We start from the raw sequence: 24,705 nt of genomic DNA on the forward strand, positions 1-24,705 counted from the left end.
TTGCTGCGAGGACCGGTCGCGAACAGAGAGGCGGAGCTGGGTGATTCCGAAGTTGATGGCGGTGAGCGACATCCATGTCGGTCATCAGGGCAACAAACCGGTGGTCGAGGCGATCCGCGCGGATTCCCCCGAGGACTGGCTCATCCTGGCCGGTGACGTCGGCGAGAAGACCGATGACATCCGCTGGGCCCTGGAGACCCTGCGCGGCCGCTTCGCCAAGGTCATCTGGGTGCCCGGCAATCACGAATTGTGGACCACCGCAAAGGATCCCGTGCAGATGCACGGCGCGGCCCGCTACGACTACCTGGTCTCGCTGTGCCGTGACGTGGACGTCGTCACGCCGGAGGACCCGTTCCCGGTGTGGGAGGGCGCGGGCGCGGAGGAGTTCGGCGGCGCGGTCACCCTGGCCCCGCTGTTCATGCTCTACGACTACTCCTGGCTGCCGGACGGCGCGAAGACCAAGGCCGAGGGCCTGGCCATCGCCAAGGACCGCAATGTGGTGGCCACCGACGAGTTCCTGCTGTCCGCCGAGCCGTACCTGACGCGCGACGCCTGGTGTCACGCCCGCGTCCAGTACACCCAGCGCCGCCTCGACGCCCTGCCCGCCGACACCCCCCTGGTGCTGATCAACCACTTCCCGCTGCTGCGCAAGCCGGTCGACATGATGTGGTACCCGGAGTTCGCCCTGTGGTGCGGCACCGACCTCACCTCCGACTGGCACACCAGCTACAACGTGGTCTGCGCCGTCTACGGCCACCTCCACATTCCCCGAACCACCTGGTACGACGGCGTCCGCTTCGAAGAGGTCTCCCTCGGCTACCCCCGCGAATGGCAGCGCCGCGGCCTCCCGGACAAACTCCTGCGCCAGATCCTCCCCGTCCCCGACTACGGCGACACCCTCAACGAGTGGGGCGGCCACTTCAAGATCACCCCCGAAATGCAGGCCGCCGCCCTGAAGATGAAGGAAGCCGCCGAACGCCGCCGCGGCCTGGCCTGACACCCGCGCCGCGGCGCAGATCATCGCGGAGGCCGGTGGGTGCCGGGCCGGCCGCATGCCGAGGCGGCCGGCCCGATTCACCGGTGAGACACCGGTTTTCAGAGCAGGTGCTCGATGCGCACCGGGAAGTCGCGGATGCGTTTGCCGGTGGCGTGCGCGATCGCGTTCACGATGGCGGCGGCCGCGCCGATCATGCCCAGCTCGCCGAGCCCCTTCACACCCAGCGGGTTGACGATCGGGTCGTTGACCTTCACGAAGGAGATGTCGACTTCCGGTGCGTCGGCATTGACGGGCAGCAGATATTCCAGCAGCGACGGATTGGCCCAGGCACCGGTCCGCGCATCCGGCACCGTCGCCTCCAGCAGCGCCTGCGACAGCCCCCAGTTCATGCCGCCCAGCACCTGGCTGCGCGCCAGCTTGGCATTGAGCACCCGCCCGGGCGCGAAGGCCCCCACCATCCGCCGAACCCGGACCAGCCCGAGCTCCGGATCCACCGCGACCTCGGCGAACTGCGCGCCGAAACTGATGCGCCCGAACGGCAGATCGCCGGTGGGCGGGTGCCAGGTGCCGATGGTCTCCAGGTCGGTGAGATGGTGCCGGGTCAGCAGCGCCGAATATGTCTCGCCGACAGCGGGATTGAAGCGCACCCGCAGCCGCCCGCGGTGCGCCTCGATCTCCGGGGCGATCCGCCCGTGCAACGGTGATTCCGGATCGCCGACCGCGAGCGCGGTCAACTGCCCGCGCAAATCGGTGCACGCGGTGTGCACAGCCGCGCTGATCATGCCCGCACCCATCGATCCGACGGCGGCAGCGATGTTCGGGTAGTCGGTGTCGCCGATATCGACTCGGATGCGGTCGAATTCGATGCCCATTGCGTCCCCGGCGACCTGCGCCATGGCGGTGGCCACGCCGGTGCCGAAGTCCTGGGTGCCCGCCTGCACGATCAGCGCCCCGTCGGCGAGCAGTCGCGCATGGGCGCGCTGCGGCTGTCCCGGCTCGTACACCGGGTATCCGGCGGTGGCCATGCCCCAGCCCAGCAGCCAGTGGCCGTCGGCGCGCGGGGCGCCGCGCCCGGTCTCGCCTGACCAGCCGAAGCGTTCGGCGGCGGTGCGCACGCATTCGGCGTACCCGTCGGAGCTCCACGGATGCCCACTCGCCGGGTCGATGGTGGCGTGATTGTGCAGCCGTAATGCCATGGGGTCCATGCCGATGTCGCCGGCCAGCTCGTCGACGGCGCACTCCATGGCGAGCATGCCGGACGCCTCGCCGGGCCCGCGCATGAACGTCGGCGACATGAGGTTGCCCCGAATGAGGCGATACTGCCCGTCCCAGTGCGGAATCGCGTACGCCTGCCCGGCCACGCCCAGTGACACTTCGGTCCAGTCGTCGAACGGTGAGGTGACGGACAGTTTGTGGTGCCGCAGCCCGGTGAAGGTCCCCTTGCCGTCGCAGGTCAGCGTGACCCGCTGCTCCTGTTCCTCCCGCAATCCGGTGCCGTAGAACATCTGCTCGCGGGTGAGCACCACCTTGACCGGTCGGCCCAGTTCCCGGGCGAGCATGGGCGCCAGCGTGACATGCGGCCAGATCAGTGCCTTGCCGCCGAAGCCGCCGCCCACGTAGTGCGCGACCACTCGCACATTCGCGGGTGAGATGCCCAGGTACGCGGCCACCGTGGCCTGGGTGGCGCTCACGCCCTGGGTGGCGTCGTACACGGTGACGGTGTCGCCGTCCCAGCTCGCCGCGGTGGCCGAGCATTCGATGGGATTGTGGTGGTTGGCGGCGAAACGGTAAGTGGCGTCGACCGTATGGGCCGCGGTGTCGGCCGCCATCTCGAAGTCCCCGCGCGACTGCACGGCCGGGACGAGACCGCAGTACACCGTCTTCGGCTGATACTGCGCGTCGCGTCCGTCCTCGAGCCGGATGAGCGGCTGCTGCGCGTCGTAGCCGGCCGTCACGAGCCCGGCCGCGTGCTGGGCGCACTCGAAGGTATCCGCGACCACCACGGCGATCGGCTGGCCGTAGTAGTGAATCGTGGTGTCCTGCAAGGGGAAGAAGGTCTGCCCGGGCGCGGGCCCGCCGAAGCCGGACGGCCACTGCGGCGGGACGGCCGCCACCTTCGGCAGGTTCTCGTGCGTATACACCGCGACCGCCCCCGCCGCGAGCGCGGATTCACTGTCGATGGAAAGCACTGTGCCGCTGCCGATCCGCGCGCCCACGATCACCGCGTGCGCCAGCCCGGGCAGTGGCACCTCGGCGGTGTACTGCGCCGCCCCGGTGACCTTGGCGCGCCCGTCGACGCGATCGAATCCCTGACCGATCAGCGGCCGGGCCACGGTGGCGGTCATCGCGTCGCTCCCGAATGCGCCTGCGGTGACACCGTTTCCAGCGCCCGCACCAGCGTCCGCCGCGCGAGCTCGGCCTTGAACGCGTTCATCGGATGCGAGGTGTCCGCGCCCTGCAGCTCGGTTGCCGCGGCTTTGTCGAAGTTCTCCCGGGTCGCGGACACCCCGATCAGCATCTGCTCGGCGATCCGGGCCCGCCACGGCTTGGTCGCGATACCGCCCAGCCCGATCCGCACCTCCAGCACCGTGCCGTCGGCGACGCTCAGCGCGACCGCCGCCGAGGCGAGCGCGAACTCGTAGGACTCCCGGTCGCGCACCTTCAGATAGTGCGAGTTGCGGGCGAACGGCAATGCGGGCACATCGATACGGGTGATCAGTTCGTCGGGGGCGATCGGATGCTCGAGCTGCGGGGTGCGGCCGGGCAGCAGGAAGAAGTCGTCGAAGGCGATCGTGCGTTCCCCGCGCGGACCCCACACGGTGACCGTCGCATCCAGGGCCGTCAGCGGGACCGCCACATCCGAGGGATGGGTGGCGAAGCACCGCTGCCCGGTCCCGAGAATCGCGTGCCCCCGGTGCAACCCGTCGATCGCATCGCATCCCGACCCGGGATCTCGCTTGTCGCAGGCGCTTGCGGGATCCCGGAAATACGAGCACCGCACCTTCTGCATGAGGTTGCCGCCCATGGTCGCCATGTTCCGCAGCTGCGCCGAAGCCCCCTGGCGCAGCGCCTGCGACAGGAACGGATAGCGTTCGGCCACACCGGATTCCGCCGCCACCTCGCTCATGGTGGCGAGCGCGCCGATGCGCAGCCCACCGTCGTCGGTGTGCTGGATTCCGCCCAGCGGCAGCCAGGTGATGTCCACCACATTGTCCGGTTCCAGCGCGCCGGTGCGCAGCAGGTCCACCAGGGTGGTGCCGCCCGCCAGGAAAACCGTTGCGGGCCTGGAGGTCACGGTGCTCACCGCCTGTTCGACGGTGGTCGCCCGGGCGTAGGAGATGGGTTTCACGGCAGCTCACCGTCCTCGCGCCGCAGGGCCTCCCGGCCCTGGCAGACGGCCTCACGGATGTTCTGGTAGGCCGCGCACCGGCAGATATTGCCGCTCATCCACTCCGCGATCTCGGCCTCGGATTCGGCGTGGCCCTCCTCGATGCATTTGATGGCCGACATGATCTGGCCGGGAGTGCAGTAGCCGCACTGGAATCCGTCGGCCGCCAGGAACGCCCGCTGCACCGGATGCAGCCGGTCCCCGTCGGCCACGCCCTCGATGGTGGTGATCTCGCGGCCCTCGGCGGCCAGCGCCAGGGTCAGGCAGGCCAGCACCCGCCGATTGTCGATCCACACCGTGCAGGCCCCGCAGGCGCCCTGGTCGCAGCCCTTCTTGGTGCCGGTCAGGTGCAGATGCTCGCGCAGCGCGTCCAGCAGGCTGGTGCGGGGTTCGAGCACCGTGTAGTGGTCATGGCCGTTGACGCGCAGGGTGGTCATGGTGCGGGTGGGCCCGATGAATCCGGCCGGCGCGGGGCCGGTCCGTTTCGATGGTTCGACGGTCATATCGCGCCTCCTGCCTCGCGGACTCGCCGGGCGTGCCGCGATGGTTGCGGACTGCGGATTGGATATGAGCTGGCAAAAGCCTAGCAACGGACCCGCGGCGGCGTCCGGCGAAGAACGCTCCCGGGTGAACGGCGGAGCGGTCCCCGCCTGCCCGGTAGGCTCGATTCGGCAGTGCCGGAAGCGAGCAGGAGGCGGGTCATCGAGGAGCGGGCAGTCGCGGCGACGGAGTCGGCGCGCATACTCGGCAGGATTCTGCCCAACGGGGTCGCCGCGGCCGAACTGACGGCGTACCCGGAGGACCTGAAACCGCACCCCGGCGAGGAGCACCTGATTGCCCGCGCGGTCGAGAAGCGGCGCCGGGACTTCATCGGCGCGCGCTACTGCGCCCGGCAGGCGCTGACCCAGCTCGGGGAGCCCGCCGTCGCCATCGGCAAGGGCGGCACCGGTGAACCGGTGTTCCCGCGCGGCATCGTCGGCAGTCTCACTCATTGCGACGGCTACCGGGCCGCCGCGCTCGGCCACAAACTGCGCTTCCGGTCCATCGGCATCGATGCCGAACCGCACGGTCAGCTGCCGGATGGCGTCCTGGACTCGGTGAGCCTGGCGCCCGAGCGGCAGTGGCTGCGGACCGTCCTGCCCGGCACCGATCTGCACCTGGACCGGCTGCTGTTCTGCGCCAAGGAAGCCACCTACAAGGCGTGGTTCCCGCTCACCGGCAAGTGGCTGGGGTTCGAGGACGCGCACATCACGTTCACCGTGGACGAGGAGTCCGCGGGCAGCGGCGCGGGTACCTTCCACACCGAGCTGCTCGTCCCCGGCCCGGTCACCGACGGCGGCAGTCCCCTGACCTCGTTCGACGGCCGCTGGCTGATCAGCGACGGCCTCATCCTGACCGCGATCGTGGAGGCCTGATGGGTGCGGTGCAGGCCAGGCGTGAGAAGCTACCGCCGCTGGTCGACGCCTTCGGCGGCCTGCTGATCGTCGACAAGGACGGCGGCTGGACCAGCCACGACGTGGTCGCCAAGAGCCGAAGGCTGTTGCGTACCAAGAAGGTCGGGCACGCCGGCACCCTCGACCCGATGGCCACCGGCGTGCTGGTGCTGGGTGTGGAACGGGCCACCAAACTGCTGGGGCAGCTGATCCTGACCACCAAGGCGTACACCGCCACCATCCGGCTCGGGCAGTCCACCGTGACCGACGACGCCGAGGGCGAGGTCACCGCGACCACCGCGGCCGGTCATCTCACCGACGCCGAGATCGCGTCGCACATAGCCGCATTGACCGGCGACATCCAGCAGGTACCCGCCACCGTCAGCGCCATCAAGGTCAATGGCGAGCGCGCCTACGCCCGCGCCCGCGCCGGCGAGGATGTGGAGCTGGCCGCCCGGCCCGTCACCGTCAGCCGCTTCGATGTCCTCGCCCGCCGCGATATCGACACCGGCACAACCCGATTCGTCGATCTCGACGTCGAGGTGGAGTGCTCCTCCGGCACCTACATCCGGGCCCTGGCCCGCGACCTCGGTGAAAAGCTCGGTGTCGGCGGCCATCTCACCGCGCTGCGACGCACCCGCGTCGGCCCGTTCACCCTCGATCACGCCCGCACCCTGGACCAGCTGGCCGCGGCCGCCGAGGTCGGCGAACCGCTGCTGAGCCTGGACATCGACACGGCCGTGCGCACCGCTTTCCCGGTCCGCGACATCACCGCCGCCCAGGCCGAGGACCTGCGCAACGGCCGCTGGCTGGACCCGATCGGCCTGCCCGGCGTCTACGCCGCCGTCGATCCCGGCGGCCACGCCATCGCGCTGCTCCAGGAATCGGGCAAACGCGCCTCCTCGGTCATGGTGGTCCGCCCCGCGAATCTCTGAGGCGACCCGGTCTGCCGGCGTGGTACTGCCCAATCGCCGACACCGCGCTGCCCAATCCCTCACGCCGCGTGGGCGACCGGGCGCACCATGGAGAGGTCGCTCGGCCGCGCAGAGGAGGCGAAGATGCCCACCGACCTCTCCCTCGAATCCATGAAGCAGTTCGTCGCCGACCATTTCGAGGAGTTCGTGAACCGGCGCAATGCCGCTGTCATCCACCGCAATATGACCCCCGACTTCCTCGACCACGACGGTCCCGGCGGCCGGCCCACCGACCTGACCGGCGACGAGAAGATGATGCTCGGCATGTACGAGGCCATGCCCGACCTGCACGTCACGGTGGTGGAGATGCTCGCCGAGGGCGACCGGGTGATGTGCCGCAACATCTGGCGCTGGACCGACCGCGCCACCGGGCAACCGCTCAGCTTCCAGGGCTTCGTGCTGTGGCGCTTCCAGGGCCGCCGCATCGCCGAACGCTGGGCCACCGTCACCTCGCCCGCCCCGGGACCGGGCTGGGCGTAGAGCCCTCGAATTCCGAGGCGATTCCGATGCCCGGCGGGTTGTTCGCGCACCCGCGTGGCCGCCTACTCTTCAAGGGTGGAATTGCGGCAGTTGCGGTACTTCGTGGCGGTGGCGGAGGAGCTGCACTTCCGGCGCGCGGCGGAGCGGTTGTTCATCTCCACTCCGACGTTGAGCCAGCAGATCCGCGCCATCGAACGTGAGGTGGGCGGGCCATTGCTGATCCGCGGCAGTCACGGCGTGGAGCTGACGGCCGCGGGTGAGGTGCTGTTGAAGTCGGCCCGGAATGTGCTGGAGGCGGCCGAGACCGCGCTGCGGGAGACCCGGGCGGTCGCCCAGCCCGGCAATGCGGTGTTCCGGCTCGGCATCGTGAACGGCGCGCCCGCCTGGCTGCCGGGGCGGCTCGAGGCGCTGCTCAAGGCCCGCCAGCCCGGAGTGCGCATCGCGCTGTCCACCGGTACCAGCGGCGAGCAGGCGCGGTTGCTGGATCGGGAGGAGGTCGACCTGGCCGTGCTGCGCATGCCGGTCCGGCTGGCCGATCACCTCACCTGCACCCCCATTGCCGACGAGGAGCTCGGCATCGTCATGTCCCGCGAACACCCCCTGGCGGCAGCGGTTTCGGTGGAGCCGTCGAACCTCGGCGACCACGAGCTCATCATGTTCGCCCGCGACGCCGCCCCCGAGGTCCACGACTCGGTGCTGTCGCAACTGCGCGAGCGGGGTGCGACCGTCGTCCTCAGCGACAGCGCCATGAGCCACGCCCAGATGCTGCAGCTGCTTCCGCTGCGCCCCGGGGCCATCGGCGTCGGCTCCGCCCGCACCGCGACGGTCCCCGGCCTGGTCTGGCGGCCGCTGCAACCCCGCCCCCTGGTCATCACCTACGCCGCCGCCTGGCGCACCACCACCCGAAATCCCCTGCTGCACACCATGGCCGACGCCCTCGCCGGCGGCCTCCGCCTCGGTTCCAGCTGACCGGTTCCCGCCCGGGCCCTGACTTTTAGAGTGACGCAGCTCACATTTCCAACTGTGTTAGGTGAAACTACACGCGATAGGAAGGCCTAACGCCGCGAGGCGACTCGGCAGGAGATCCTGGAGGTCGCGTGGTCGCTGGTCCGGGAACACGGGCTCGCTCAGCTGACTCTGCGCGAAGTGGCCACCCGGATCGGCATGCGCCCCGCCGCACCGGAGATGCCCGCGTTCGTCGGCCCGGACCAGCGGGCGCTGGAGGCCATGTTCGCGACGTTGCAGCCCTGACGCACGCGGCCTGCGGTGTTAGCCCCGGCCTCACAGCTGTTCGGCCGCGCGTCGTGGACGAGGGGTGCGTGCCGCCGGTTTGCTGAATGGCATGACAGACAACGGATTCGGAACAGTGGCCGGGCGCGCGGTCGTGGTGGGCGGCGGTTCGGGCATGGGACAGGCGATCGCCGACGCCCTGCTGGCGGCGGGCACCGAGGTGATCATCGTCGGCCGGTCGGAGCAGCGGCTGGCCGACGCGGTGCGGGAGCTCGGGGATGGGAAGGTCAGCGCCGTCGCCGCGGATGTCGCTGACGAGGAACAGGTTTCGCGGTTGTTCGAGACCGTCGGGACCGTCGATCACGTGATCACCACCGCCGCCGATCTGACCGGGGCGTACGGGCCCGTCGCCTCCTTCGATTTCGAGCACGGGCGTGGCTTTCTCGAGACCAAACTGATCGGGTCGATGCTGCTGGCCAAGCATGCGCGGTTGACCGAGAACGGCTCGCTCACCTTCATTTCCGGGATCGCCGCCTACCGCCCGGCGGTGGGCGGAGCCATGGTGGCGGCGGTGAATGCCGCGCTCGAGGGGTTGACGCGGGCACTGGCGGTGGAGCTGAGCCCGATTCGGGTGAACGCGGTGTCGCCCGGCTGGGTGCTGACCGATATCTGGGAGTCGATGCCCTGGGAGGACAAGGAGGAACGGCTGGCGGCCATGGCCGAGAAGCTGCCCGCCAAGCGGCTGGGGCGTCCGGACGACATTGCGGCAGCGGTGCTTTCGATCATCGGCAACCGCTTCGTCACCGGCACCGTCCTGCACGTGGACGGCGGACACCGGCTCGTCTGACCGGACGCTAGTGGACTTCGCTGAGCCAGATGGCCTCGGCGGCAATGCTGCCGAGGTCGATGGTGCGTTCGTCCACCCGGACGGCGATGGTGCCCGCGAAGTCCCGGCGCTCCACCACCGCGATCGGGGTGTCCAGCGCGATGCCGAGCGAATCGAAGTAGCGCAGCATGGCCGGATCGGAGTCGGAAATCCGTGCCACCCGGCCGGATTCGCCGGCGTCGAAATCACTGAGCTGGCGGGCCGGGGGAGTGGGCACCGCGCCGTCCACCGAGGGAATCGGGTCTCCGTGCGGATCCCGGTCGGGGTGGCCGAGTTTGGCGTCGATGCGCTCCATGAGCGTCTCCGAGACGGCGTGCTCGAGCACCTCGGCCTCGTCGTGCACCTCGTCCCAGCCGTAGCCGAGTTCATTGACCAGGAAGGTCTCGATGAGCCGGTGCCGGCGCACCATGGCGATCGCGGCGCGGCGGCCGTCCTCGGTGAGTGTGATGGCCCCGTAGCGGGCGTGTTCGACCAGCCCCTGGTCGGCGAGCTTGCGGACCGCCTCGGACACCGTGGAGGCGGAGACGCCGATCTTCTCGGCGAGCAGCTTGGTCGACACCTTCTCCTGCGACCACTCCTGCGCCGTCCAGATCACTTTCAGGTAGTCCTGGGCGACCGAGGACAGCACCGGGGCGACGGTCGTGGTCGTGGTGTGGGGTTCGGAAGGTGCGGACGGATCGGCCAGCTCGCGGCGGGTGGCGATGTCTCGTTTTCCGGGCACGTACCCGAGCTTAGGCACACCTCGCGCGGTTTCACACATCGGCGCGCTCGCTGGTAGCGAGCACGGTTCGGCAGGAGGGTCCGCTATCGCGTGACACGGATCGGCACACAATGCACCGCGTTTGCCCCGTACCCCAACCGATTCCATGCGGGCTCGTCGGGCTGGGTGTGACCGGCCGCATCCGTCGCCCTCACCCGCACAGTCGTCGGTCCGGGGGCATCGACAGAGGCGACAAGATCCCATTCGCGCCAGCTGCCCGGCAATTGCTTCCCCGGCAATCGAGCCTTCTGCCAGCTCCCTTCGCCGATCGAGACCTCGACGCTGGTGATCGGGGCGAGCCCGGACCAGGCGACACCCTGGATGGTGAGCGACCCGGGGCGCACCACGGCGTTCGACGCAGGAACCGTGATCACGGACCGTACTCGCTGCAGGCGCACCGGCTCGGTGACGACCTGCCCTCCGCGCTCCCACTCGTAGCAGTACTTTTCGGTCTGGAAGAACCCGGCGAACCGATGGTCGAGGACCTCGATGTCGGTGAGCCACTTCACCGAGGCCACCCCGTACCAGTCGGGCACGACCAGCCGTAGCGGACGGCCGTGGAGGGCTGGTAGTGGCTCGCCGTTCATGGCGTAGACGAGCAACGCCCCACTGTGAAGGGCATCGGTCAGGTCGAGGCTGCGCTCGAAACGGATCATTCCCGAATGCCGGTCGACAGGCCCGCTGTCCGCACCGCGGAACACCACCTCGCGCGCTCCGGGAGCCGGAACCGCGCGCGCGAGTACCTCGATCAAGGGAACGCCGGTCCATTCCGCGGTGCCGACCGCGCCGGGTCCCCACTGTTCTCCCGGCGTCGGAGGGTTCAGGGTCGATCGGTCATTGCCGGCACACTCGAGGGTGACAATCCGTGTCCGCGACGGCATTCGGCGCAGGTCCGGCAAGGTCAAGGTCGACGGATTTCTGACCTGGCCGGTGACCCGAAGCCGCCAGTCGGCGGGGTCCAGATCCGGAATCCGGAAATGATTCCGCTTGTAGAACCGCGCGTTCGATGTGACGGTGCCCCTCAGCTCGGAAATAGGTGTCTCGGCATTGAGCGGGTCGGAGCGGATCACGAGCAGGTCCGCCGCGGTGGCTTGTCCCTGGGCCAGCCGAGGGCTGATCCAGGGCGTGGCCCGGCCGGCAGTCGAGGTCATCGAGGCGCACTCCTGACCTTGGTTTCAATTCCCGCAGATCCCTAACCTACCGGCGCAGGAACGATCCGTATGTATGGATCCGATCCGGATCGGGCAATGACGCTGCGGCAGCCGGGTTCGGCGAGGGGGCCGGAGTGGTGAACGCAGGGTGACGGACATGCTTCCGGCCGTGAAGATCCGCACCGCCGAATATTGTCTGTGAGGCGCTTTGCGTAGGCTTCCCGTGTGCAGAGATGGCGAAGTCTCGAGGAGATGCCCGCGGACTGGGGCCGGTGTGTCCTCACCATCGGGGTTTTCGACGGCGTGCATCGCGGTCACGCCCAGCTCATCAGCCGTGCGGTGAAATCCGCTGCAGTGCGGGGCGTTCCGTCGGTGCTCATGACGTTCGACCCGCACCCGGTGGACGTGGTGCGGCCGGGTGCGCATCCGGCGCAGCTGTCCACCCTGGACCGGCGCGCGGAACTGGTCGAGGAACTCGGCATCGACGTGTTCGTGGTAATGCCCTTCACCCGTGACTTCATGAAGCTCACTCCCGAGGAGTACGTGGAGGAACTGCTCGTGGACCGGCTGCACGTGGCCGAGGTCGTGGTGGGCGACAACTTCACCTTCGGCAAGCAGGCCGCCGGTACCGTCGACACCATGCGCGAGCTCGGCCGCCGCTACGGCTTCGACGTCGACGGTGTGCAGCTGCTCGGCGAGCACGCCGTCACCTTCTCCTCCACCTACATTCGCGGCTGCCTGGCCGACGGCAATGTGGGCGCGGCCGCCGAGGCGCTGGGCCGCCCGCATCGCGTCGAGGGCGTGGTCGTGCACGGCGACGGCCGTGGCAAGGGCCTGGGCTTTCCGACCGCCAATGTGGCCCCGACCATGCATGCCGCCATCCCCGCCGACGGGGTGTACGCGGGCTGGTTCTCCGTCCTCGAACCCGGCGACTCGCTGGCGGGCGAGCGCCACATGGCCGCCATCTCGGTCGGTACCAACCCGACCTTCGACGGCCGCAACCGCACCGTCGAGCCCCATATCCTCGATTTCGACGCCGATCTCTACGGCAAGCACGTGGCCGTGGACTTCGTCGAACAGCTGCGCGGCATGCGGAAGTTCGGGTCCATCGAGGAGCTGGTCGAGGCCATCGGCAAGGACGTCGACCAGGCCCGCAAGGTGCTCGGCGACGGCACCGACGAAGAATAGGGCTCCCGGGGCCGATTTCCGCCCTAACCGGAGACTCCGGTAAGCTATCCCGTCGGGTTTGCTGCGGTCCGCGGCGGCGCCCAACCGGATTCGTCCGGTCCCTCGAGCGCGGACTGAAACAAGGAGTATCTGTGGCTCTCACCACTGAGCAGAAGTCGGCGATCCTCGCCGAGTACGGCGTGCACGAGAAGGACACCGGTTCCCCGGAGGCGCAGATCGCGCTGCTGTCCAAGCGGATCGCCGACATCACCGAGCACCTCAAGAAGCACAAGCACGACCACCACACCCGCCACGGCCTGATGGCGCTGATCGGTCGTCGCAAGCGGCTCTCGAAGTACCTGCAGGACAAGGACATCGAGCGTTACCGTTCGCTGATCGAGCGTCTCGGCCTGCGTCGCTGACCCAAGCCGCGGACCCTCGGCGCGGCGAGGTGACACACCTCGTCGGCAGAGGTAGTTGACGAACCGGCCAACGAGGAGGCATAGAATCTCCTCGTTGGCCTTTCGTATATGTGGCCGTGGATCCCCACGAGGGGGAGGATCGGCCGGGTATACGCCAACACGAGCCGTATGCACCCGTCGCGTGGCGTCGGTCTTCGGTAGTGGCTTTTCGGGGCGCGAAGTGAGATGAACCATGCGCGCCCGGAGGGCTTCGATCGATGACCGCCTCCGCGTCGCCGTATCCAAGGGGATAGGGCCGGGTGTGCGCGCTGTGGCCAGGAGGGCTGCCGCGCGCCCATGCCGGGTACGGCTCACGAGCCGGGTCGCACGTGATCGATGCGTGCTGGACCCGGCGAAGACGAGAGGTTGAGATAACAAAGATGTCCGACACCCAGACCAGTTCCGCCGCCGAGGTCGAGCCCGGCGTTTTCGAGTCCGTCGCCCTGATCGACAACGGCAGCTACGGCACTCGCACCATTCGTTTCGAGACCGGCCGCCTGGCCAAGCAGGCCGCCGGTTCCGTCGTCGCCTACCTCGACGACGAGACCATGCTGCTGTCGGCCACCACGGCCTCCAAGCAGCCCAAGGACCAGTTCGACTTCTTCCCGCTGACGGTGGACGTCGAGGAGCGCATGTACGCCGCGGGCCGCATCCCCGGCTCGTTCTTCCGTCGTGAGGGGCGCCCCTCCACCGACGCCATCCTGACCTGCCGCCTGATCGACCGGCCGCTGCGTCCGTCCTTCGTCGACGGCCTGCGCAACGAGATCCAGGTCGTCGTCACCGTCATGTCGCTGGATCCGAAGGATCTGTACGACGTGGTCGCGATCAACGCCGCCTCGGCGTCCACCCAGATCGCCGGCCTGCCGTTCTCCGGCCCGGTCGGCGGCGTGCGCGTCGCGCTGATCGAGGGCCAGTGGGTCGCCTTCCCGACCGTGGAGCAGCTCGAGGGCGCCGTGTTCGACATGGTCGTCGCGGGCCGCGTGGTCGATGGTGACGTCGCCATCATGATGGTCGAGGCCGAGGCCACCGACAATGTGCTGGCGCTGATCGCCGACGGCGCCTCCGCGCCGACGGAAACCGTTGTGGCCGAGGGCCTCGAGGCCGCCAAGCCGTTCATCGCCCGCCTGTGCAAGGCGCAGTCGGACCTGGCCGCCCTGGCGGCCAAGCCGACCGAAGAGTTCCCGATCTTCCTGCCGTACCAGCCCGACGCCTACGAGGCCGTCGAGGGCACCGCCAAGCGCGAGCTGAACGAGGCGCTGTCCATCGCGGGCAAGCAGGAGCGCGAGGAGAAGATCGACGAGATCAAGCTCGACGTGCTCTCCGAGCTGGCCGAGTCCTTCGAGGGCCGCGAGAAGGAACTGGGCGCCGCCTTCCGCTCGGTCACCAAGAAGCTTGTGCGCCAGCGCATCCTGACCGACAGCTTCCGCATCGACGGCCGCGGCCTGGCCGACATCCGCGCGCTGTCCGCCGAGGTCGCCGTGGTGCCGCGCGCCCACGGTTCGGCGCTGTTCGAGCGTGGCGAGACCCAGATCCTGGGTGTCACCACCCTGGACATGGTGAAGATGGCGCAGCAGGTCGACTCGCTCGGCCCGGAGACCTCCAAGCGCTACATGCATCACTACAACTTCCCGCCGTTCTCCACCGGTGAGACCGGTCGCGTGGGTTCGCCCAAGCGTCGCGAGATCGGCCACGGCGCGCTCGCCGAGCGCGCGCTGGTACCGGTGCTGCCGTCGCAGGAGGAGTTCCCCTACGCCATCCGTCAGGTCTCGGAGGCGTTGGGCTCCAACGGTTCCACCTCGATGGGTTCGGTCTGCGCCTCGACCCTGTCGCTGCTGAACGCCGGTGTGCCGCTGAAGGCCCCGGTCGCCGGTATCGCCATGGGCCTGGTGTCGGACACCGTGAAGAACGACAAGGGCGAGGACGAGGTCCGCTACGTGGCCCTCACCGACATCCTGGGCGCCGAGGATGCCTTCGGCGACATGGACTTCAAGGTCGCCGGCACCCGCGAGTTCGTCACCGCCCTGCAGCTGGACACCAAGCTCGACGGCATCCCGTCGAAGGTGCTGGCCGGTGCGCTGAACCAGGCCAAGGATGCGCGCCACACCATCCTGGACGTGATGGCCGAGGCCATCGCCACCCCGGACGAGATGAGCCCGTACGCTCCGCGCGTCACCGCCATCAAGATCCCGGTGGACAAGATCGGCGAGGTGATCGGACCCAAGGGCAAGGTCATCAACCAGATCACCGAGGACACCGGCGCCAACATCTCCATCGAGGACGACGGCACCGTGTTCGTCGGCGCGACCGACGGCCCGTCGGCGCAGGCCGCGATCGACGCGATCAACGCCATCGCCAACCCGCAGCTGCCGAAGGTCGGCGAGCGCTTCCTGGGCACGGTCGTCAAGACCACTGCCTTCGGCGCGTTCGTCTCGCTGCTGCCGGGCCGCGACGGTCTGGTCCACATCTCGAAGCTGGGCAACGGCAAGCGCGTCGCCAAGGTCGAGGACGTGGTCAACGTGGGTGACAAGATCCGCGTCGAGATCGCCGACATCGACAACCGCGGCAAGATCTCGCTGGTGCCGATCGACGAGGATTCGGACAACTCCGAAGCCTCTGCTGCGGTCGAGACGAGTGCAGAGTAATTATTTCTCTGTGACGAAGAAGCAGTCCGCGGTGCGCGCGGGTTCCGCGCGCGCCGCGACAGACACGGCCCCCTTGCTCCGGAATCTGGAGCAGGGGGGTTCTTCACTGGTGGTTGCCCAGAATCAAGCGCCCGCAACGGATATCGGAGTGCGCCGCACCGTGCTGCCCGGCGGGCTACGGGTGGTCACCGAGCATGTGCCGGGCGTGCGCTCGGCGTCGATCGGCGTGTGGGTCGGAGTCGGCTCGCGCGACGAGGGCCCCACGGTGGCCGGCGCCGCGCACTTCCTCGAGCATCTGCTGTTCAAGGCCACGCCCTCGCGCTCGGCGCTGGATATCGCGGAGGCCATGGACGCGGTCGGCGGTGAGCTGAACGCCTTCACTGCCAAGGAGCAGACCTGTTACTACGCGCATGTGCTGGACGAGGATCTGCCGCTGGCGGTGGATCTGGTCACCGACGTGGTGATGAACGGGCTGTGCCGGGGCGAGGACGTATCGGTGGAACGGCAGGTCGTGCTGGAGGAGATCTCCATGCGCGACGACGATCCCGAGGACCTGGTCGGCGACCTTTTCCTCAGCGCGCTCTTCGGTGATCATCCGATCGGCCGCCCGGTGATCGGCAATGTCGAGACCATCGAGGCCATGCAGGCCCAGCAGCTGCGCTCGTTCCACCAGCGCCGCTATCGGCCCGACCGCATGGTGGTGGCGGTGGCCGGCAATATCGAGCACGAGCACACCGTCGAACTGGTGTACCGCGCCTTCGGGAATCGGCTCGAATCCGGGATGGAACCCGCTCCGCGGCGGGAGGGCCGGTTCCGGCCGCGCGGCAATCCGGAGCTGCTGCGCGTCCAGCGCGACAGCGAGCAGGCGCATCTGGTGTTCGGCACCCGTGCCTTCGGCCGGCACGAGGCCGAGAAGCGCTGGCCGCTGTCGGTGCTCAACACGGTGCTGGGCGGCGGGCTGAGTTCGCGGCTGTTCCAGCGCATTCGGGAGGAGCGCGGCCTGGCGTACTCGGTGTACTCCAGCGTCGACACCTTCGCCGACACCGGCGCGTTCTCGGTCTACATCGGCTGCCAGCCCGAAAACCTGGGCCGCGTCGCGAGTTTGGCGCGCGGCGTACTCGAGGAGGTGGCCGCCGACGGCATCACCGACGCCGAATGCGCCCGCGCCAAGGGTTCGCTGCGGGGCGGTCTGGTGCTGGGGCTGGAGGATTCCGGCTCGCGAATGAACCGGATCGGCCGCTCCGAACTCAGCTATGGCAACCATCGCAGCGTGTCCGAAACCCTCACTCGCATAGACGAAGTCACCACCGACGAGGTCTCGCGGATCGCGGCCGCCCTGCTCGCCCGCCCCTTCGGCGTCGCAGTGGCCGGACCCTACCGCCGCACCCGCGACCTGCCCGCCGCGGTGCGCCATCTCGCGGACTGAGATCGCTACTCGGCAGTAGTCCCGCCTGGCCGGTGAGGTGTGTCCGTTTGTGGCTATGATCACCTCGCCGGAATGGGAGGGGTTGTGCTTTCTCCAGGTGAGAACTTCGCCGGGTACGTGATCGAGCGAGAGCTGGGGCGCGGCGGGATGGGCGCGGTGTACCTGGCCCGGCATCCACGCCTGCCCCGGTGGATCGCGCTGAAGGTGCTGAACTCGGAGTACCACGGCGACAACGAGACTCACACCCGCTTCGAACGCGAGGCCGACCTCGCCGCGCGGCTGAATCACCCGGGCGTGGTCACGGTCTACGACCGGGGCATCGAGCACGGGCGACTCTGGATCGCCATGCAGTACGTCGACGGTATCGAGGCGGAGGCGGTGACCGACATGTCGCCCGAGCAGGCGGTGCAGATCGTCGCCGCCACCGCGGACGCCCTCGACTACGCGCACCGGGTGGGCGTGCTGCATCGAGATGTGAAGCCCGCCAACATCCTGCTGGCCCGCGAGACCCGGGAACAGCAGGCGGGCGTGCTGCTCACCGACTTCGGCATCGCACGGCTGCAGGGGGACACCGGGCGCCTCACCGGGTCCGGCTCGGTGATGGCGACGCTGGCCTACGCGGCGCCGGAGCAGCTCCAGAGTCTGCCGGTGGACCACCGCTCGGACCAATACTCGCTGGCCTGTACCCTGTTTCGGCTGTTGACCGGGGCGCCGCTGTTCCTCGCCGCCGATCTCGGCGCGATCGTCAAATCCCATCTGTACGACAGCCCGCCGCCGATCGCGACCCGGCGGCCGGGGCTGCCCGCGACACTGGATCCGGTGCTGGCACGGGCATTGGCGAAGAATCCGGATGAGCGCTACCCGTCGTGTTCGGAGTTCGCGGCGGCGGCGCAGCGGGCGTTGGCGGCCGGAGGTGCGTCCGGGGCGTGGAAGGACCACACCCCGGAAGTGCCTGCGCGCCGGGCGAATTCACCTGCCGCGCGCCAGGGCAATCAAGGCACCGGTCCCCGCCCCGCGCCGGTGGCCACGCCGACCCAGCGACGTGCGGTGCAGTCGGATACCGGGGCGCGGCGGGTTTCGCAGTCGGATACGGGAGCGCGGCGGGTGCCGCAGTCGGATACGGGAGCGCGGCGGGTGCCGCAGTTGGATACCGGGGCGCGGCGGGTGCCGAAGTCTGATACCGGGGCGCAGCGCCGAGCGGCGCAGTCCTCGGTGGCCGTGCGCTCGGGACGCTTGACCGATATCCCGGGTCTTTCCGGGCCGCGTACCGGCCGGCATCTGAATTCGCCGGCGGTGGAGACGAATTCGCGGCGGCAGCCGCGCCGAGGGCTGATCGGCGTGCGGATGGTGGTGTTGCTCGGCACCTGCCTGGCGGCCGCGCTGGGTCTGGCGGTCTTCCTGTTCACGCCGTCGGGCAACTCGGAGAAGCCGAACCAGCCCGCTGCGGAGATCGGCGAGATCAGTAAGCAATTCCCTGGGCTGGTTCCGCAGAAGCCCGAACTCGGCGGGGGCTTCGCCGCCGCGAGTTGCCGGGTGGTGGATCACGACACCAAGGATTTCCAGCCGCCGTGGGCCTTCGAGGGCTGGTCGGCGGCGTGGGACTGCCAGTACTCGGCCGACCACGATGTTCGCGAGTACGTCGTGTTCGCCTACGGCTCGGGTGCCGCGGCCCGTTCGGTGGCGAACCGAATTCGCCCGGCCGGCAGTACCGTCGAGAACCTGTCCTTCAAGGAGTACTGCGGCGCAAAGCAATACACCAATCTGCGCTTCGACTCGGTGCCCGATGTCCCCTCCACCGCCTTCGCCACCACATTTTTCGACGATCCCGCGCGGGAGAAGTTCCTGCTGTACACCCGGGGCATTCCGGCCACGCCGAGCGGTGTGGTCGACTGGTGGAAGTCCCTGCCGCTCACCCGATCCTGATAGATGGCGACGAGCGCCACACCACTCGGGCCTCGGACCAGCTGGAACGTACTGATAGGTTCGATATCAGGACAGCGGAAGGACGCGCCATGTCGAATCGGTACGCGCGGATCGCCTTCTCGGCGGCGGCGCGGGAACGTCAGAAGATCGCGGGGAGCTACCGGGACTACGGCGCTCAGCTCGAGAGCGGGCGCGACGAGCCGCATCCGCTCGAGCTGCGTGAGATGGGATTCATCCGCGCGGCCGACTCCTTCTTCCTCGGCACCGCCACCCCTGACGGCTGGCCCTACATCCAGCATCGCGGCGGCCCCAAGGGTTTCGTCCAGGTCCTCGACGAGCGCACTCTCGCCTTCGCCGACCTGTCGGGCAACCGCCAGTACGTCACCGTGGGCAACCTGACCGAGAACGACCGTGTCGCCCTGTTCTTCATCGACTACCCGGTGCGCGAGCGGCTGAAGGTCTACGGCCGCGCCCGCATGGTCGAGCGCACAGAGGATCCCGAGCTGGTCGACCGGGTCTCGGGTGCATACACCGGCGCAATCCAGAAGATCGCCGAGCGGGCGATCGTCATCACCGTCGAGGCCTACAACTGGAACTGCGTCAAATACATCCGCCCCCGCTTCACCAAGGAACGCCTCGACGAGGCCATCGCCCTGGAACGTCGCTACGCCGCCGCCGAGCAACAGCGGCTGACCGCGGAGATCGAGGAGCTGCGCCGCGAAAACGAGTCGCTGCGAGCGCAATTGGCCGCTGCCCGGGTCACCGCGGGATGATGCGGTGCGGGCGAGATCGTGCTGCCGGTCAGCGGTGACCCAGCCCGGCCTGGTCCGAGGCGGCGTCCTGATCGGACCGGTATCCCGCGAGATCAACTGTCGGCGCGTCGCCTGACGCGGCGACGAACTGCTCTCGGGTCACGAATCGCTCTCCCGTGCCGGCCGGGGCGTCCGCGTCGGCCGGAGTGTCATCGCGTTCACGATTCGCGGCGGCCAGTACCGCGGCGAGCAGGCCGGGGAGGGCAGTGTCCAGGTCGGCGGAGCGCAGGCGGAGGTGGGTGTTGCCGTCGATGGTGACGCGGGCGGTGACGCCGGCCTCGCGCAGGATCTTGAAGTGGTGGGCGGCGGTCGATTTGCTGACGCCGTCGTAGGTCAGGCTGCAGCGCAGCGGGGTGCCGGCGTTGGCCAGCCGCCGGACGATCTCCAGGCGGATCGGGTCCTGCAGTGCGCCGAGCACCGCGGGCAGCGGGGCCACCGCGGGCAGCGCTTCGGTGTCGGGCATGAGCTACCTCACTCGGATAACTAGTTTGATAATCGTCGAACCCCACGTAGGGTTGGGTTCGATAAAAATCAAACTTACCTGATGGAGGGTTCGATGGCATCGGCAACGGTGGTTGCGACTCGAGCCGAACAGGGCAGCCAGACCTGGGCGTACGCGCTCGTCCTCGCGGCCAGTGGTGTGGCGCTGGGCGTTTCGGGCGCGCCCGCCCCGCTGTACGGGATCTATCAGCAGAGCTGGCATTTCTCCCCGCTCACCACGACCTTCGTCTTCGCCGCCTACGCGGTGGCGGCGCTGGGCGCGGTGCTGGTGTCCGGGCGGATCTCGGATGTGGTGGGCCGCAAGCCGGTCCTGCTGGGTGCGTTCGCGCTGATGATCGTGGGCCTGGTGGTGTTCCTGCTCGCCGACAATGTGGCCATGCTGCTGCTGGCCCGGGCGGTCCACGGGGCCGCGGTCGGCGCGACCGTGGTGGCGGGCGCGGCGGCGCTGCTGGATCTGCGGCCGCAGCAGGGCGCGCGGTCCGGGCAGCTGTCCGGGGTGGCCTTCAATGTCGGTATGGCCGTGGCGATTCTGGGCTCGGCGGTGCTGGCCCAGTACGCGCCGCACCCGCTGCGGACTCCGTATGTGGTGATCACGCTGGTGTGCGTGCTCATCGCGGCGGGCGTGCTGGCGCTGCGGGAGCCGCACGGGGCGCGGCAGAAGCAGCGCATCACCATTGCCAAACCGGCTGTGCCGCAGGAGATCCGCGGTGACTTCTGGTTCTCGGCGCTGGGCGTGATGGCGGCCTGGTCGGTGCTGGGCGTGCTGCTGTCGCTGTATCCGTCGCTGGCCTCGGCCAAGACGGGCATCCACAATCTGGTCTTCGGCGGCGCGGTGGTGGCGTCGACCGCGACCGCGGGTGCGATCGCGCAGGCCATCGCGGGCGGGATTCCGGCCCGGCGCGCGGCCATCGCCGGCGATATCGGCATGGCGATCGCGCTGGTGATCACGATTCCGGCGCTGAACACCCACAACTGGGTGCTGGTGCTGCTGGCCGGGTTCGCCCTCGGCGGCACCTTCGGGCTCGGCTTCGGCGGATCGCTGCGGCACCTGTCCAACGTTGTCCCGCAGCACAAGCGGGGCGAGACCATGTCGGCCTACTACCTGCTGGCCTACTCGGCCATGGCGGTGCCGACCGTGGTGGCGGGCTGGGCGGCCACCACCTGGGGGCTGAGCACGGTGTTCCCGTGGTTCGTGGTCGTGGTGGCGCTGGCGTGCCTGGGTGCCGCCGCCATCGGGCTGCGCCGCAATGCGGAGGCCACGGAGGTCGAGGAGCCCGCGGAGGCTGCGACGGCCGCCTGATTTCCCGAATGGCCCGACCCGCGTCCGCCCGGTGACCACATGTCGCCGGGCGGACGCGGCATTGCCGTCGGACGGGGCCGGTGCTGCTGCCGGGCGGAGACGGTGCCGCCGTTGCGCAGACTCACCGCATTCCCGGTGAAACGGTTTGGCGTGTAGCGATTTTCAGGTGCGCGAAGTCGCGGTGGAATTGCCGCATCCGATGCGTGACCGGGCCGGGGTCGTTATTCTTCGGCTATGCGGCGGTGGAGGTTCGGTGGGGTGGTGAGCCGGGCGGTACGCCGGTCGGGTCTGATGGTGTCGGCACTGCTGGCCGTGCTCGGCGGGCTGGCCGTAGCGGGCGTCACCTGGTGGGTGCTGTGGCACTTCCTGGGTGCGCGGGCCGAGACGCCGAATCAGCTGGATCTGAGCAAGATTTCGCTCGCCGTGACGGCCGGCGTCTTCGGGGCGGTCGCCCTGGTGGTGGCCTACCGGCGGCAGCGCGATGCCGAGCGCGGGCGCTTCGCCGATGTCTTCGGGGCCGCCGCCCGCCAGCTCGGGGATCCCGATGTTGCGGTGCGTATCGCCGGGGTCTACGCCATGGCCGGGGTGGCCGACGAGTTCTCCGCCCGCTGGCGTCGGCAGCAGTGCGTGGACGTGCTGTGCGGGTACCTGCGGCTGCCGTATCAACCGGAGGAGGGGGCCAGCCACCTGATCTCCAAATCGCAGCGCGTCGAGGATCACGGTACGGCCGTGGAACGGGTGTACACCTATCGGCAGAATGATCGGCAGGTCCGCGACACCATCGTGCGGGTGATCGCCGAGCATCTGCGACCAGCGGCCGAAACACCATGGTGTCGCCTCGATTTCGACTTCTCCGACGCGGTTTTCGAAGACGCCGACTTCCGGCACGCCGTCTTCGCGGGACGCAATACCCGCTTCACCAACGCCATGTTCCTCAGCGGCCGCACCGTGTGCTTCGAGCAGACGCGGTTCCTGGGGGAACGGGTCACCTTCCACGGGGCCATCTTCCGCAGCATGGCCATCTTCGACCGGGCGGTCTTCGCGCACACCGAGGTCGACCGGACCGATCGCGAGCATGCCGGAGTCACCTTCACCGAGGCCACATTCGGCGGCGGCGTGAGTTTCGCGGGCGCGCAATTCCGGGGCGCGCGAACGGCATTCGACCGCGCCACCTTCGCGGGCGAGCGCGCCGTCTTCGTCGAGGCCGGCTTCGGCGCCGCCCTGACCACCTTCGAGCGCACCGTGTTCGACGGCGACCGGGTCACCTTCAACAGCGCCGAATTCACCGGCGCGCGTGTCATCTTCGCCGATTGCCGCTTCTACTCCGAGTCCAGTTCCTTCGACGGCGCCCGGCTGGGCGGGCAGGTGCGGTGGAGGACCGGCCGCACCCAGGAGGTGTCCTTCGCCCGGGCCGAGTACCACGGCAAGGTCTCCTTCGCCGATGCCGTATTCGCGGGGCGGTCGGTGATCTTCACGGGTGGTGACTTCTTCGGCGACATCTCCTTCCACCGTGTCTCCTTCGACGCCCGGGCCATCACCTTCGAACAGCCCCGGGCGTGGGTCGGCGTCCACTTCGACTGGGACGCCAGCCCGGCCACCAAACCGGCCAATATCACTCCGATGCCCTGGCCGCCTGCGCTCGCCGAGTCCACCCCCGAACTCGCCTCCTGAGCCCGTCGCGGGCTGTTCGCCGGTTTTGCCCGAAGCCCGCCGGTGGGATAGCTTGCAGACGAGTTGAGTTGAGACAGGGGATTGTGTGGTGGCGAGCCGGGCGCGGCGGACACCGCATCGGGTGATCGGCCGCGGGACGCGCGCGGTGACAGCGGGCTCGGCCCTGATCGGCTGGGTGCTGGTGTTCGGCGCGATGACCGCCATGATCTCGCCGCTGCCGCGGGATACCGTCGCCGGCAACGCTATTGCCGCGCCACCGGAACTCGTGCCGGCCGGGCTGCCGACCACCTCCGCCAAGCCCGGCGCCCCCGATCCCATGGCCGCGCTGAAGGCGGGAGACTGCGTCGAGGTGCCCATCCAGCAGGCCAAGGACGCTACCGGCGCTCCGAGTTGGAAGGCCGGCTCGCCGGAGCCGTCGGATTGCGACTCGGTGGACGCGAACTACCGGGTGCTGCAGATCGGCCCGGACCCGTGCTCGGACCCGCTGTACACGCTGGAATCCGCACCCAGGGACAAGACCGGCAAGGCCCGCTACCACTTGTGCCTGACCTTCGACTGGCGGACCGGGGTCTGCTACGACACCGCCGATATGGATGCCCCGTCCAAGGTCGCCTGCGGGACTCCGGGCGCCCACATCGTCCAGGCGACCGCGGTGCTCGAGGGCACCACCTCGGGTGCGGGTTGTCCGCGCGACGGCCGTGGCGCGGTCTGGGTGGTCTGGAACAAACTCGAGCTCACCGTGTGCTTCCTCGGCGGCGACGACCCGGGGAAGTGACTGCTGTTACCGTCCGCGCCGTCCGACGGTGATGACGTCGGGGATCAGCCACGACGGCAGCGGCCGGGCGATCTTGCGCTGATCGACGACCTCGAATCCCGCGTCCTGCAGCAGTTTCCGGGTTTCGCGCGGTGAGGGCGCGTGGGCCGGGAAGCGCGGGCTGCGAGTGAGCCGTCGAATGGGCCGGGAGATGGGGCCGGAGGGATGCATGGTCGCGATGGCGACCAGCCCTGCGGGTGCGAGCACCCGATGGAATTCGCGCAGCGCGACCGGATGGTCGAAGAAGTGGAAGGCGCTGGTGCTCACGACCGCGTCCAGTTCGCCCTCGGCGAAGGGCAGATGCTCGGCGGCGGCCTGCCGCCACTGCACGGCGGCGGAGCGGGCACGGGCCTGGGCCAGCATGCCCGGCGAGGCGTCCACGCCGTAGACGGCCTCGGGGCGCAGTTCGCGCTGGATGCGGGCGGTGAGAATGCCGGTGCCGCAGCCGATGTCGGCGATGCGGCGCGATCCGGCGGTGCGGAGTTCGGCGAGGACCTGATCCTGCGGCGGGCGGTAGACGACCTGCTGCAGGGCGGCGGTGTCGTAGGCCCGGGCGACGTTGCCGAAGAAGTGCGTCACCACGTGATTGAAGGCTCGATTGCCGGTGGTCACCGTTGTGCTCATGGAAGCTCCTGTCCGGCCTCCATGGAAGCAGATTTCGCACTGTCTGGGAAGGTGCGATGGAGTAG

22 protein-coding genes are annotated in these 24,705 nt (G+C 69.2%); 15 read left to right on the forward strand and 7 right to left on the reverse strand.

What is annotated here, in order from left to right:
* Positions 1 to 40: 40 nt before the first annotated feature.
* Positions 41 to 997 carry a metallophosphoesterase gene (locus ACIRRA_RS03170; protein ID WP_357006984.1) on the forward strand — a complete coding sequence of 319 codons (957 nt, stop codon included), beginning with the start codon at positions 41 to 43 and terminating at the stop codon, positions 995 to 997.
* 98 nt (positions 998 to 1,095) lie between these two features.
* Here ACIRRA_RS03170 and ACIRRA_RS03175 read toward each other — a convergent pair whose 3' ends face one another.
* Genes ACIRRA_RS03175 through ACIRRA_RS03185 form a run of 3 tightly spaced genes read right to left on the reverse strand, consistent with a single transcriptional unit; the run spans position 1,096 to position 4,888 of the window.
* Positions 1,096 to 3,342 (reverse strand): xanthine dehydrogenase family protein molybdopterin-binding subunit, encoded by a 2,247-nt coding sequence (locus ACIRRA_RS03175; protein WP_402762380.1) that lies wholly within the window; start codon positions 3,340 to 3,342, stop codon positions 1,096 to 1,098.
* Positions 3,339 to 4,346, reverse strand: coding sequence for an FAD binding domain-containing protein (locus tag ACIRRA_RS03180; protein WP_402762382.1), 1,008 nt, complete (start codon positions 4,344 to 4,346; stop codon positions 3,339 to 3,341). Before ACIRRA_RS03180 ends, ACIRRA_RS03175 begins: the two co-directional genes overlap by 4 nt.
* Complete coding sequence (locus ACIRRA_RS03185; RefSeq protein WP_402762385.1) at positions 4,343 to 4,888, reverse strand: (2Fe-2S)-binding protein; 546 nt, start codon at positions 4,886 to 4,888, stop codon at positions 4,343 to 4,345. The genes ACIRRA_RS03180 and ACIRRA_RS03185 overlap by 4 nt, the downstream gene beginning before the upstream one ends.
* Positions 4,889 to 5,125: 237 nt before the next feature.
* On the opposite strand from ACIRRA_RS03185, the gene npt reads away from it, so the two are divergent.
* The 5 genes from npt to ACIRRA_RS03210 all read left to right on the forward strand — a co-directional run bounded on the left by npt (position 5,126) and on the right by ACIRRA_RS03210 (position 9,349).
* Positions 5,126 to 5,800, forward strand: coding sequence for a 4'-phosphopantetheinyl transferase Npt (gene npt / locus ACIRRA_RS03190; RefSeq protein WP_402763665.1), 675 nt, complete (start codon positions 5,126 to 5,128; stop codon positions 5,798 to 5,800).
* Complete coding sequence (gene truB, locus ACIRRA_RS03195; protein WP_402762387.1) at positions 5,800 to 6,753, forward strand: tRNA pseudouridine(55) synthase TruB; 954 nt, start codon at positions 5,800 to 5,802, stop codon at positions 6,751 to 6,753. Before npt ends, truB begins: the two co-directional genes overlap by 1 nt.
* Positions 6,754 to 6,876: 123 nt before the next feature.
* On the forward strand, positions 6,877 to 7,272 hold the full coding sequence (locus ACIRRA_RS03200) for an ester cyclase (RefSeq protein ID WP_357006974.1): 396 nt from the start codon (positions 6,877 to 6,879) through the stop codon (positions 7,270 to 7,272).
* Between the two features lie 75 nt (positions 7,273 to 7,347).
* Positions 7,348 to 8,241, forward strand: coding sequence for a LysR substrate-binding domain-containing protein (locus ACIRRA_RS03205; RefSeq protein ID WP_402762389.1), 894 nt, complete (start codon positions 7,348 to 7,350; stop codon positions 8,239 to 8,241).
* 373 nt (positions 8,242 to 8,614) lie between these two features.
* On the forward strand, positions 8,615 to 9,349 hold the full coding sequence (locus ACIRRA_RS03210; RefSeq protein ID WP_402762392.1) for an SDR family oxidoreductase: 735 nt from the start codon (positions 8,615 to 8,617) through the stop codon (positions 9,347 to 9,349).
* Between the two features lie 7 nt (positions 9,350 to 9,356).
* Here ACIRRA_RS03210 and ACIRRA_RS03215 read toward each other — a convergent pair whose 3' ends face one another.
* Positions 9,357 to 10,109, reverse strand: coding sequence for a metal-dependent transcriptional regulator (locus ACIRRA_RS03215; RefSeq protein WP_402762395.1), 753 nt, complete (start codon positions 10,107 to 10,109; stop codon positions 9,357 to 9,359).
* Between the two features lie 83 nt (positions 10,110 to 10,192).
* Complete coding sequence (locus ACIRRA_RS03220) at positions 10,193 to 11,299, reverse strand: sulfite oxidase (RefSeq protein WP_402762396.1); 1,107 nt, start codon at positions 11,297 to 11,299, stop codon at positions 10,193 to 10,195.
* A gap of 225 nt (positions 11,300 to 11,524) precedes the next feature.
* Between ACIRRA_RS03220 and ACIRRA_RS03225 the strand changes: the two genes are divergently transcribed.
* The 6 genes from ACIRRA_RS03225 (at position 11,525) to ACIRRA_RS03250 (ending at position 19,691) form a co-directional block, all read left to right on the forward strand.
* Entirely contained in the window at positions 11,525 to 12,487 is a 963-nt protein-coding gene (locus ACIRRA_RS03225) for a bifunctional riboflavin kinase/FAD synthetase (RefSeq protein WP_402762399.1), read from the forward strand.
* 131 nt (positions 12,488 to 12,618) lie between these two features.
* Positions 12,619 to 12,888 (forward strand): 30S ribosomal protein S15, encoded by a 270-nt coding sequence (gene rpsO / locus ACIRRA_RS03230; RefSeq protein WP_040859570.1) that lies wholly within the window; start codon positions 12,619 to 12,621, stop codon positions 12,886 to 12,888.
* A gap of 419 nt (positions 12,889 to 13,307) precedes the next feature.
* A complete protein-coding gene (locus tag ACIRRA_RS03235) occupies positions 13,308 to 15,569 on the forward strand; it encodes a polyribonucleotide nucleotidyltransferase (protein ID WP_402762402.1) in 2,262 nt (753 codons plus the stop codon).
* A gap of 85 nt (positions 15,570 to 15,654) precedes the next feature.
* Positions 15,655 to 16,995: a M16 family metallopeptidase gene (locus ACIRRA_RS03240; protein ID WP_402763666.1), complete on the forward strand. Its 1,341-nt coding sequence runs from the start codon at positions 15,655 to 15,657 to the stop codon at positions 16,993 to 16,995.
* An 84-nt stretch (positions 16,996 to 17,079) separates the two neighbouring features.
* On the forward strand, positions 17,080 to 18,918 hold the full coding sequence (locus ACIRRA_RS03245; RefSeq protein ID WP_402762405.1) for a protein kinase: 1,839 nt from the start codon (positions 17,080 to 17,082) through the stop codon (positions 18,916 to 18,918).
* A gap of 89 nt (positions 18,919 to 19,007) precedes the next feature.
* Entirely contained in the window at positions 19,008 to 19,691 is a 684-nt protein-coding gene (locus tag ACIRRA_RS03250; protein ID WP_402762407.1) for a pyridoxamine 5'-phosphate oxidase family protein, read from the forward strand.
* Between the two features lie 28 nt (positions 19,692 to 19,719).
* Here the strand turns inward: ACIRRA_RS03250 and ACIRRA_RS03255 are convergent, their stop codons facing one another.
* On the reverse strand, positions 19,720 to 20,193 hold the full coding sequence (locus ACIRRA_RS03255; RefSeq protein WP_402762410.1) for an ArsR/SmtB family transcription factor: 474 nt from the start codon (positions 20,191 to 20,193) through the stop codon (positions 19,720 to 19,722).
* A gap of 93 nt (positions 20,194 to 20,286) precedes the next feature.
* On the opposite strand from ACIRRA_RS03255, the gene ACIRRA_RS03260 reads away from it, so the two are divergent.
* From ACIRRA_RS03260 to ACIRRA_RS03270, 3 genes are all read left to right on the forward strand, one after another.
* The gene (locus ACIRRA_RS03260; RefSeq protein WP_402762413.1) at positions 20,287 to 21,531 is read left to right on the forward strand and encodes an MFS transporter; all 1,245 of its coding nucleotides are present in this window, start codon (positions 20,287 to 20,289) and stop codon (positions 21,529 to 21,531) included.
* A gap of 234 nt (positions 21,532 to 21,765) precedes the next feature.
* Positions 21,766 to 23,202 (forward strand): pentapeptide repeat-containing protein, encoded by a 1,437-nt coding sequence (locus tag ACIRRA_RS03265; protein WP_402762416.1) that lies wholly within the window; start codon positions 21,766 to 21,768, stop codon positions 23,200 to 23,202.
* Between the two features lie 88 nt (positions 23,203 to 23,290).
* Positions 23,291 to 23,977 carry a hypothetical protein gene (locus ACIRRA_RS03270; RefSeq protein WP_402762419.1) on the forward strand — a complete coding sequence of 229 codons (687 nt, stop codon included), beginning with the start codon at positions 23,291 to 23,293 and terminating at the stop codon, positions 23,975 to 23,977.
* Positions 23,978 to 23,983: 6 nt separating this feature from the next.
* On the opposite strand, the gene ACIRRA_RS03275 is transcribed toward ACIRRA_RS03270, so the two are convergent.
* Entirely contained in the window at positions 23,984 to 24,640 is a 657-nt protein-coding gene (locus ACIRRA_RS03275) for a class I SAM-dependent methyltransferase (RefSeq protein WP_402762421.1), read from the reverse strand.
* Positions 24,641 to 24,705 lie beyond the last annotated feature (65 nt).

Origin of the sequence: Nocardia sp. NPDC101769, from assembly GCF_044766925.1 — a bacterium.
GTDB lineage: Bacteria > Actinomycetota > Actinomycetes > Mycobacteriales > Mycobacteriaceae > Nocardia.

Bases quoted from the DNA above. Each gene is read 5' to 3' on its own strand.
- ACIRRA_RS03255 (WP_402762410.1), bottom strand. From the start codon at position 20,193: ATGCCCGACACCGAAGCGCTGCCCGCGGTGGCCCCGCTGCCCGCGGTG.
- ACIRRA_RS03235 (WP_402762402.1), top strand. From the start codon at position 13,308: ATGTCCGACACCCAGACCAGTTCCGCCGCCGAGGTCGAGCCCGGCGTT.
- ACIRRA_RS03260 (WP_402762413.1), top strand. From the start codon at position 20,287: ATGGCATCGGCAACGGTGGTTGCGACTCGAGCCGAACAGGGCAGCCAG.
- ACIRRA_RS03275 (WP_402762421.1), bottom strand. From the start codon at position 24,640: ATGAGCACAACGGTGACCACCGGCAATCGAGCCTTCAATCACGTGGTG.
- ACIRRA_RS03200 (WP_357006974.1), top strand. From the start codon at position 6,877: ATGCCCACCGACCTCTCCCTCGAATCCATGAAGCAGTTCGTCGCCGAC.
- ACIRRA_RS03175 (WP_402762380.1), bottom strand. From the start codon at position 3,342: ATGACCGCCACCGTGGCCCGGCCGCTGATCGGTCAGGGATTCGATCGC.
- ACIRRA_RS03210 (WP_402762392.1), top strand. From the start codon at position 8,615: ATGACAGACAACGGATTCGGAACAGTGGCCGGGCGCGCGGTCGTGGTG.
- ACIRRA_RS03220 (WP_402762396.1), bottom strand. From the start codon at position 11,299: ATGACCTCGACTGCCGGCCGGGCCACGCCCTGGATCAGCCCTCGGCTG.
- ACIRRA_RS03185 (WP_402762385.1), bottom strand. From the start codon at position 4,888: ATGACCGTCGAACCATCGAAACGGACCGGCCCCGCGCCGGCCGGATTC.
- ACIRRA_RS03265 (WP_402762416.1), top strand. From the start codon at position 21,766: ATGCGGCGGTGGAGGTTCGGTGGGGTGGTGAGCCGGGCGGTACGCCGG.
- truB (WP_402762387.1), top strand. From the start codon at position 5,800: ATGGGTGCGGTGCAGGCCAGGCGTGAGAAGCTACCGCCGCTGGTCGAC.
- ACIRRA_RS03250 (WP_402762407.1), top strand. From the start codon at position 19,008: ATGTCGAATCGGTACGCGCGGATCGCCTTCTCGGCGGCGGCGCGGGAA.